This is a genomic window from Serratia sp. PGPR-27, from assembly GCF_022678525.1.
Classification (GTDB): domain Bacteria; phylum Pseudomonadota; class Gammaproteobacteria; order Enterobacterales; family Enterobacteriaceae; genus Serratia; species Serratia nematodiphila.
Window position 1 is genome coordinate 110,609 of record NZ_JALBYS010000011.1, and the last position, 9,191, is coordinate 119,799.

Below are 9,191 nucleotides of genomic sequence, written 5' to 3' on the forward strand. Positions count from 1 at the left end.
CCAAACTGCCGATACTTCACCATCCGATGTGCCTGCCGCCTATTCCGGTGCGAAAGGGTCACTTCCTTTTGTGTTCATCCTGGCACTCATTGCACGCCCTGTGCATTCCCTGAGATTTGTCATCCTTCCCGGATGTTCCCTAATCCTGCGCAACCCTGCGTTAACGAGTACTTTACGTTATTGTTGCGAAGGCTCAAGGCACCTGACACCGATTTGACTGACATTTCCACACAACGAAAAAACAACATGTTGTTTTTAAAATAAAAACAGAAATATTACTTTCGAATAAAGCGACATTACCCGCGATTCGAATGGCAAATGTCTCACAACGTACGGTCGGCTTAACTGTTGTTTTATCGCGCCCCGCCGCTTAAAAACGGAGAAACACGCCATTTTTACCGCTGATGCAGTTATAATCGCCAACCAGTTAGCCATCCTCACGGAGACGAAAAATTTTGACCAGCAAGAACTACAACTATCATGTGACCCATTTCGTCACCAGCGCACCCGATATTCGCCATCTTCCGGGGGATGCAGGAATTGAAGTCGCCTTTGCCGGCCGTTCCAACGCCGGTAAATCCAGCGCGCTGAATACGCTGACCAACCAAAAAAGCCTGGCGCGCACCAGTAAGACACCGGGGCGCACCCAGCTGATCAACCTGTTCGAAGTGGAAGACGGCATTCGTCTGGTCGACCTGCCGGGTTATGGCTACGCCGAAGTGCCGGAAGAAATGAAGCGCAAATGGCAACGCGCGCTGGGCGAATACCTGCAGATGCGCAACAGCCTGAAAGGGCTGGTGGTGCTGATGGATATCCGCCATCCGCTGAAAGATCTCGACCAGCAGATGATCCAGTGGGCGGTCGACGTCGGCACGCCGGTGCTGGTGTTGCTGACCAAGGCCGACAAGCTGGCCTCCGGCGCACGCAAGGCGCAGCTCAACATGGTGCGTGAAGCGGTGCTGCCGTTTATGGGGGATATCCAGGTCGAAGCCTTCTCATCGCTGAAAAAGATCGGCGTCGACAAGCTGCGCCAGAAGCTGGACACCTGGTTTAACGAGATCCCGCCGGAAGTGCTGCCGGAAGAGGACATCGGCGAATAAGCCCTGATCGCACGTTTGAGCCGATGCCTCGCCGCATCGGCTTTTTTATGCCCGCAGATCGGCCGCAGGCGGGATTTTTTGTTATCTAATTACACTTTTGAAATAAAGCCATCATAAAGACTTATTGCCAAAACGGGCTTGTCTCGCCGAATTACGCGGATTGAGGGAGCGAAAGCTGAAATGAAAAGCGGGGCCGAGCGATAGGAAAAACGTATGGTTTGCTGCTGTTTTTACAATAAAAAACGCCCCAGTCAATACTGACTGGGGCGGCTAAATATTCAGCCAAATCCGATTACGTGAAGTAAAAGGTCTGAAAGATAGAACATCTTACCTCTGTACCCTACGCCTGTAACTCTACATCATTTTTTCGCAGGGAAAAAGAATTTTTTGTAGTTTACTTACACAATTTGCGGCGCAAGAACGGCGAAGTTGGGGAAACTATCGCCGCATCTTGTAGCTTAATTACGAAAAGTGCTTAGCTTCTCGCCAGTTAGCGCATACGGCGATAACCCGGCGATCAGTGCGCTTCATCCCAGTTCATGCCGACGCCCACATCGACCTTCAGCGGCACCGCCAGGGCCATGCTGCCTTCCATCAGTTGGCGGATGCGCTGGCTGGCTTCTTCGATCACCGATTCATGCACCTCGAACACCAATTCATCGTGCACCTGCATGATCGCGCGCACCAAGGGCTTCTCCTGCCCTTGCAGCCAGGCGTCGACCTCGATCATCGCACGCTTGATGATATCGGCTGCCGTGCCCTGCATCGGGGCGTTGATGGCGGCGCGCTCGGCCGCCTTGCGGCGCATGGCGTTGCTGGAGCGGACGTCCGGCAGATACAGACGGCGGCCGTCCAGCGTGCTGACATAGCCCTGCTCGGAAGCCTGCTGACGGGTGCGCTCCATGTAATCCAGCACGCCCGGGTAACGCTCGAAGTAGAGATCCATATAGCGCTGGGCTTCCCCACGCGGGATCCCCAACTGACGCGCCAGGCCGAAGGCGCTCATGCCGTAAATCAAACCAAAGTTAATCGCCTTGGCGCTGCGGCGCTGCTCGCCGGTCACTTTATCCAACGGCACGCCGAAAACTTCCGACGCCGTGGCGCGGTGAATGTCTTTCCCTTCGGCAAAGGCCTTCAGCAGCCCCTCATCCTGTGACAGATGCGCCATGATGCGCAGCTCGATCTGCGAGTAGTCGGCAGCAACGATGCGGTAGCCTTCCGGCGCAATAAAGGCCTGGCGAATGCGCCGCCCTTCTTCGTTGCGCACCGGGATATTCTGCAGGTTCGGATCACTCGAGGAGAGGCGGCCGGTGGCGGTCACCGCCTGATGGTACGAGGTATGCACCCGGCCGCTGACCGGATTGATCATCAGCGGCAGCTTGTCGGTATAGGTGGTCTTCAGCTTCGCCAGGCCGCGGTATTCCAGGATCACCTTCGGCAGCGGGTAGTCCAGCGCCAGCTCGGCCAGCACCTCTTCGTTGGTGGACGGTGCCCCGCCCGGGGTTTTCTTCAGCACCGGCAGCTTTTGTTTTTCGTACAGGATCGCCTGCAGCTGCTTGGTCGACGCCAGGTTGAACGGCTCTTCCGCCAGCTCGTGGGCCTGCGCCTCCAACTCTGCCAGACGCTTGGCCAACTCCTGGGAGTGGGCCGACAAAATGGCCGGATCGATCAGCACCCCGGTGCGTTCAATATGCGACAGTACCGGCAGCAGCGGCATTTCAATCTCATTGAATACCGTCAGCAGTTCCGCGCTCTGTTTCAGCTGCGGCCACATCGCCAGGTGCAGCTGCAGCGTGACATCGGCGTCTTCGGCGGCGTAAGGCGCCGCCTGCTCCAGCGCGATCTGATTGAACGTCAGCTGGTTCTTGCCCTTGCCGGCGATCTCTTCGAAGGTGATGGTTTTGTGGCCCAGATAACGGTCGGCCAGGCTGTCCATATCATGACGGCCGCCGACGCTGTCCAGCACATAGGACTCCAGCATGGTGTCGTAGGCGATGCCGCGCATCTCGATGCCGTAACGCGCCAGCAGGCTCATGTCGAACTTCAGGTTTTGCCCGACCTTGAGCGCCTTCTCGTCTTCCAGCAGCGGCTTGAGCGCCTCCAGCACGTAAGCGCGATCCAGCTGCGCCGGCGCATCCAGGTAATCGTGCGCCACCGGCAAATAAGCCGCTTCGCCCGGCGCGACCGCGAAGGACAGGCCGATCAGGTTGGCAGTCAGGGTATCCAGACCGTCGGTTTCGGTATCGAAGGCAAATACGTCGGCCTTTTTCAACCGCGCCAGCCAGTCGGTAAAGGTCGCTTCATCCAGGATAGTGACATACCCGTCCTGGGACAGCTTGGCTTCCGCCAAGGCTTTCGGCGCTTCCACGGCGGCTGCCGGTTTGGCGACGCCGGCAGCTTTCGCGCCCGCGCCTTTCTTGTTTTCCAGCCAGACGCCGGCTTCCACGTCCGCCAGCCAGCGTTTGAACTCGTACTGTTTGAACAGCTGTTGCAGCGTATCGACATCCGGCTCGGAGACCGTCAGGTCCGCGCAGGTCAGATCCAGTTCGACGTCGGTTTTGATCGTCGCCAGCTTATAGGAGAGGTACGCGACCTCTTTGTTCTGCTCCAGCTTGGCCGCCATGGTTTTGGCGCCGCGGAAGCTCAGCGTGGCGATGTTCTCCAGATTGCCGTACAGCGCATCCAGCCCGCCGATCCCCTGCAGCAACGCCTGGGCGGTTTTCTCGCCCACGCCCGGCACGCCGGGAATGTTGTCCGATGAATCGCCCATCAGCGCCAGGAAGTCGATGATCAACTCCGGCGGAATGCCGTACTTGTCGCACACTTCCTGCGGGCCGAGGATCGTGTTGTTCATGGTGTTGATCAGGGTGACGTTCGGCGTCACCAGCTGCGCCATGTCTTTGTCGCCGGTGCTGATCAGCACCGCATGGCCGGCCTTTTCGGCCTCCAGCGCCAGCGTACCGATAACGTCGTCCGCCTCAACGCCGGGTGTCACCAGCAGCGGCAGGCCCATCGCTTTGACCATGCTGTGCAGCGGCTCGATCTGCGCGCGCAGATCGTCCGGCATCGGCGGCCGGTGTGATTTGTATTCAGCGAAGAGATCATCGCGGAAGGTCTTCCCTTTGGCATCAAACACCACGGCAACGTGGCTCGGTTGATACTGCAGCAGCAGGCTGCGCAGCATATTCAGCACGCCGTACATCGCGCCGGTCGGCTCGCCCGCCGAGTTGGTCAGCGGCGGGAAGGCGTGATAAGCGCGGTAGAGGTAGGAGGAACCGTCAACCAGGATTAGTGGGTTTTCTGCAATCTGGGCCATAGCGTTTCTTTATCGTGATCGGACATAGGGGTAAGCATGCCATAGCTGGCCGCCGGAGACGAACCTTAGCGTGCATTGCGGACAAAAATGATGTGATTGTGTGCGAGGATCCGCAAGATCTTACCTGTGGATAACTTTGTGCATAGAAAAGAGACCGAATTATAACGCTGCGATTATCGTTATAACGGCGAATAAAATTCCTATTTAAATCACCGCGTTAAAAGAACGAATTCCGGCGATGCTTTATTACTGGCATTTATTGAATTTGTGGATATAACTTTCGCCGGATTTTAATCGCACTATTAATCAAATTCGGCGCCTCAATTACCATAGCACAAGCTGGACAAGTTGCACGAAAACTCAGCAAATGGTTATCCATCGAGACGAAAAACAGTGATTTTTAGCGGCGCTTTACCCCGGCGATTTCTGTTAAAATGCGTTTTTGTTCATGCGCTTTGGCATGCAACGATGTTCCCAACAACCGTCAGCCCATAATCATGCCAAGATTGTTAACGCCTGTTATCTTTATCATTTCCGTCATACTTACCATTCTGGTGACGGTGTTGTGCTCCATCCCCATCACGCTGGCCGGCATCGTGAAACTCCTGGTGCCCATTCCCGCCGTCTGGCGATATATCTCGGCTTTCGCCGATTTCATGATGTGGTGTTGGTGCCAAGGGCTGGCGTTGTTATTGCGCATTAACGGGCAATTGCGTTGGGATATTGAAGGGCTGGAAGGGTTGGATCGCAAAAACTGGTATCTGCTGATCAGCAACCACGAAAGCTGGTCGGACATTGTTGTGTTATGCGTGCTGTTCAGAAATCATATTCCAATGAATAAGTATTTCCTCAAGCAACAGCTCGCCTGGGTGCCTTTTGTCGGCCTGGCCTGCTGGGCGCTGGATATGCCATTCATGAAGCGTTATTCCCGCGCCTATTTGCTCAAGCACCCGGAAAAACGCGGCAAGGATATCGAAACGACGCGCCGTTCCTGCGAAAAATTCCGCCAGCGCCCAACCACCATCGTCAATTTCGTCGAGGGTTCGCGCTTCACTGAAGCCAAGAAAATTAAAAGCAATTCGCCGTATCGCAATTTGCTGGCGCCTAAAGCCGCCGGCATCGCGTTTACCCTTAGCGCGCTGGGCAATCAGTTCGACAAAGTGTTGAACGTTACTCTGCTCTATCCGGAAAATAACCAGCGGCCTTTTATGGATATGCTGTGTGGGCGGCTGACGCGTATCGTGGTGAGAATAGAGACGCTGCCGATCGATGAAACCCTGCACGGCGACTACTTCAACGACAAACAGTTCAAGCGGCGCTTCCAGCTGTGGCTGAATACGCTGTGGCAGGAAAAAGACCGGTTGCTGGATAAATTGAAGCGGCAATACGGATAAAAAAACGCCGGCGATGCCGGCGTTTTTCATGTTGAATCAGGCTTATTTCTGCTGGCTGAGGAATTTAACCACATCGGCGAACTGCTTCACGTAAGCGTCCATCGAGCTGGTGTCCAGGCCATCGTTTTTCACCATGTATTTGCCGTTGACGAATACCGCCGGCACGCCGCGCAGCTGCAGATCTTCTGCGGCTTTCTCCTGTTGAACCACCAGAGATTTCACCACGAAGCTGTTCCAGGCCGCGTCATAATCTGCGGCGGTCACGCCCGCTTTCACGAAGACGTTGCGGATATCGTCCGGCGTTTGCACGGTCTGGGTTTTCTGCACCGCTTCAAACATCAGCGGGCTCACCTTGTCTTCCACGCCCAGCGCCATCGCCACCGCCCACGCCTGAGTCAGCTGTTTGCCCAACGGCCCCAGGAACTCCACGTGGTACTTGGTCATTTTGGTGCCGGCAGGCAGCGCTTTCTTTACGTTCTCAGACACATGATAGACCTGCTCGAACTGGTAGCAGTGCGGGCAGTAGAAGGAGAAGAACTCCAACACCTGCGGCTCGCCGGTCACCGGTTTGTCCAGAGTCACATACTGAGCGCCATCGCTAAACTGTGCCGCCGAGGCACTGAATGCCATTACCATGCCAACGAGCGCCAACCATATTTTTTTCATAAGACTAAACTCTCCATTGTGTTAAAGCTTCAATACATTGGCGTCAGCTGCAGAGGGGGCTCCTGCAACAGCTTAACCTGTTCGGTGAAGGCCGCAGTCTGAGACAACCAGAAATCAGACTCCGCCATCCACGGAAAACTCTTAGGGAAGGCCGGATCCTGCCAGCGGCGAGCGACCCAGGCCAGGTAATACACCATGCGCATCGCCCGCAGTGGTTCAATCAACGCCAGCTCGCGCTGATCGAACTCGGCAAATTCGCTATACGCCTCCAGCAAGACATCCAGCTGCATCAGTTGATCGCGACGTTCGCCGTGCAGCAACATCCACAGATCCTGCACTGCCGGGCCGTTGCGCGCGTCATCAAGATCGACGAACAGCGGGCCATCGCGCCACAGAATATTGCCCGGATGGCAATCACCGTGCAAACGGCGCGGCTGCCAGTTCAGATGCCAGTGCGACTTGATCGCCGCAATCAGATCATCCGTCACCTGCAGGAACGCGTCACGCTGCGTTGCCGGTAGCAGCTCGCAATCGGCCAGCACCTGGCGCGGGGCGGTGAGGTACTCTTCAATCCCCATCGTTGGCCGCTCGGCAAACAAACGCTCACCGCCGACCTGGTGGATACGCCCCAGAAAACGGCCCACCCATTCCAACTGATCCAGATTGTCTATCTCGTATTGCCGGCCCCCCACGCTGGGGAACAGGGCAAAGAAAAAGCCGCCGTGCGTATGCAGCGTAGCGCCTTGCAGCGCCAGCGGCGCCACCGCCGGGATCTCCGCGCCGGCCAGATCCAGAGCGAACTGATGTTCCTCACCGATCTGTGCGGCGCTCCAGCGCTCCGGGCGGTAAAACTTCACCACGTAGCGCCGGCGATCTTCGTCCATAAACTGATAGACGCGGTTCTCGTAGCTGTTCAGCGCCGTGAGGCCGGAATCGACGCGCAGGCCAACTCCTTCTAGCGCGTCCATAATCAAATCTGGCGACAGGGTTTCGAAATTAAAAGCAGAGTTATTCATAACGTTCGTTTGATCGCTGACAGCACGGTGCCGGGAATGAGAAATAGTAGCATTAATGGCGCATTTCACGCGCGATGCTTTCCCGCACCGCACGAGGATCAGTCCTTGATAACGCCGCGAGCGCGCAGCAGCGCCGTTTTAAAATCTTCTTCGTAATCTTTCTTCAGACCCGGGATCTGATCCGTGCCGGCACTACCGCGCATTTTCAGGTGATAAATGAGAATATCGTCGCTCAGTTCGGACAACTCGCCCTGGAAGCCCGCTTCCTTCGCCAGCTTTTGCAAAAACTGCATCAAATTGAGATCGGGATCTTCCTGCCAGGCCGGGTGCAACAGCTCGATCAACTCGTTTACGCGATGCGTTTTCATCTCAATATCGTCCAATAGCATGAATAAACTCACAAAGTAGCAGGCTTACCCACACAGTGAAAGAACCGGCTTGTCAATAAAGGTAAATCCTGATGTCACGCCTGCTTTAGCGCTACAATCAGCCCATCGACAAGGCGGGATAAACGAGATGCATAAAGAAATCAGCGGCGTCATTTTGGCCGGTGGACGGGCCACGCGTATGGGCGGTGAAGACAAAGGCCTGGTGTCGATTGGTGGTATCGCACTCTATCAACACATATTGGCTCGGTTACGGCCGCAGGTGGCTTCCATCATCATCAGCGCCAATCGCAATCAGGCATGTTATCAGGCGAGCGGTTTGCCGGTGATTGGCGATCTGACGCCCGATTTCGCCGGGCCGCTAGCCGGTATGCTGGCCGGGCTCAAGCAATCTTCCAGCGAATGGGTGGCCTTCGTCCCTTGTGACGTCCCTGACTTTCCCACCGATTTAGTCGCTCAACTCTGGCGACAAAAAGACGCGGCGCCGGCGGCCTTTGCCAGTGATGGCGAGCGAGATCACCCTACGCTGGCGTTATTGCATACCCAACTAGCGCCGCAGCTGGCCGACTACCTGGCGCGCGGTGAACGCAAGCTGATGCTGTTCTTGCATCAAATTGGCGCACAACGCGTAGTGTTCAGCGGGCAGCAAACGGCATTTCATAACCTGAATACGCCGGAAGACTGCCTACATTGGCAGCAAACACGAGAGCTAAAGAAATGAATCGTTCATTGCCCCCCTTGCTGGCCATCGGCGCCTACAGCGGTACGGGAAAAACCACCCTGCTCAAACAGCTAATCCCGTTGCTGAAACAACGCCAGGTAAGGATTGGACTGATCAAACATACGCATCACGATATGGATGTGGATACGCCAGGTAAGGACAGCTATGAGCTGCGTAAAGCGGGCGCCGAGCAAACGCTGGTCGCCAACGATCGCCGCTGGGCATTAATGACCGAAACGCCGGAGCAACAACCTTTGGATCTGCGCTATCTGGCTGAGCGTTTTGATGCCGATAAGATCGATTTGATTCTTGTTGAAGGGTTTAAATATGAGCCGGTCAGCAAAATCCTGCTTTATCGGGCCGAGATCGGCAAACCGTTGGAAGACATGTTGGATCAGTTTGTCGTCGCGGTAGCCAGCGACCGACCACTATCCATCTCAGCTAAGCAGCTGGATCTCAATCAACCGGAAAGCATCGCCGACTTTATTGTCGAGTGGTTGAAAGGCGCAGCGTAGCTGCGCTTTTTTACGTATTGCACATAGCAAAAAGCCCTGAACGTCAGTTCAGGGCTTTCGGCTTTATTTGATGCCTG

General features: G+C 55.7%; 8 protein-coding genes. 4 read left to right on the forward strand and 4 right to left on the reverse strand.

Annotation, left to right across the window (positions count from 1 at the left end; all coding sequences use genetic code 11):
- The first annotated feature begins 455 nt into the window (after positions 1 to 455).
- Entirely contained in the window at positions 456 to 1,100 is a 645-nt protein-coding gene (gene yihA, locus MMS95_RS08720; protein WP_004931258.1) for a ribosome biogenesis GTP-binding protein YihA/YsxC, read from the forward strand.
- Between the two features lie 517 nt (positions 1,101 to 1,617).
- On the opposite strand, the gene polA is transcribed toward yihA, so the two are convergent.
- Positions 1,618 to 4,416 (reverse strand): DNA polymerase I, encoded by a 2,799-nt coding sequence (gene polA / locus MMS95_RS08725; RefSeq protein ID WP_033631371.1) that lies wholly within the window; start codon positions 4,414 to 4,416, stop codon positions 1,618 to 1,620.
- A 497-nt stretch (positions 4,417 to 4,913) separates the two neighbouring features.
- Between polA and MMS95_RS08730 the strand changes: the two genes are divergently transcribed.
- Entirely contained in the window at positions 4,914 to 5,810 is an 897-nt protein-coding gene (locus MMS95_RS08730) for an acyltransferase (RefSeq protein ID WP_015379457.1), read from the forward strand.
- Between the two features lie 42 nt (positions 5,811 to 5,852).
- Here the strand turns inward: MMS95_RS08730 and dsbA are convergent, their stop codons facing one another.
- The 3 genes from dsbA to MMS95_RS08745 form a co-directional block, all read right to left on the reverse strand.
- Positions 5,853 to 6,476, reverse strand: a complete 624-nt coding sequence (gene dsbA, locus MMS95_RS08735; RefSeq protein WP_004931264.1) for a thiol:disulfide interchange protein DsbA — start codon at positions 6,474 to 6,476, stop codon at positions 5,853 to 5,855.
- A gap of 29 nt (positions 6,477 to 6,505) precedes the next feature.
- On the reverse strand, positions 6,506 to 7,492 hold the full coding sequence (locus tag MMS95_RS08740) for a serine/threonine protein kinase (protein WP_156866557.1): 987 nt from the start codon (positions 7,490 to 7,492) through the stop codon (positions 6,506 to 6,508).
- 98 nt (positions 7,493 to 7,590) lie between these two features.
- A complete protein-coding gene (locus tag MMS95_RS08745) occupies positions 7,591 to 7,860 on the reverse strand; it encodes a YihD family protein (protein ID WP_004931268.1) in 270 nt (89 codons plus the stop codon).
- 148 nt (positions 7,861 to 8,008) lie between these two features.
- Between MMS95_RS08745 and mobA the strand changes: the two genes are divergently transcribed.
- Together mobA and mobB are read left to right on the forward strand one after the other, a co-directional pair.
- On the forward strand, positions 8,009 to 8,599 hold the full coding sequence (mobA, locus tag MMS95_RS08750) for a molybdenum cofactor guanylyltransferase MobA (RefSeq protein ID WP_242141574.1): 591 nt from the start codon (positions 8,009 to 8,011) through the stop codon (positions 8,597 to 8,599).
- Entirely contained in the window at positions 8,596 to 9,114 is a 519-nt protein-coding gene (gene mobB / locus MMS95_RS08755; protein WP_156866558.1) for a molybdopterin-guanine dinucleotide biosynthesis protein MobB, read from the forward strand. Before mobA ends, mobB begins: the two co-directional genes overlap by 4 nt.
- Positions 9,115 to 9,191: the final 77 nt, after the last annotated feature.

Excerpts from the sequence above, each read along its gene's own strand:
- polA (WP_033631371.1), bottom strand. The coding sequence starts at position 4,416 with ATGGCCCAGATTGCAGAAAACCCACTAATCCTGGTTGACGGTTCCTCC.
- MMS95_RS08730 (WP_015379457.1), top strand. The coding sequence starts at position 4,914 with ATGCCAAGATTGTTAACGCCTGTTATCTTTATCATTTCCGTCATACTT.
- dsbA (WP_004931264.1), bottom strand. The coding sequence starts at position 6,476 with ATGAAAAAAATATGGTTGGCGCTCGTTGGCATGGTAATGGCATTCAGT.
- MMS95_RS08740 (WP_156866557.1), bottom strand. The coding sequence starts at position 7,492 with ATGAATAACTCTGCTTTTAATTTCGAAACCCTGTCGCCAGATTTGATT.
- MMS95_RS08745 (WP_004931268.1), bottom strand. The coding sequence starts at position 7,860 with ATGAAAACGCATCGCGTAAACGAGTTGATCGAGCTGTTGCACCCGGCC.
- mobA (WP_242141574.1), top strand. The coding sequence starts at position 8,009 with ATGCATAAAGAAATCAGCGGCGTCATTTTGGCCGGTGGACGGGCCACG.
- mobB (WP_156866558.1), top strand. The coding sequence starts at position 8,596 with ATGAATCGTTCATTGCCCCCCTTGCTGGCCATCGGCGCCTACAGCGGT.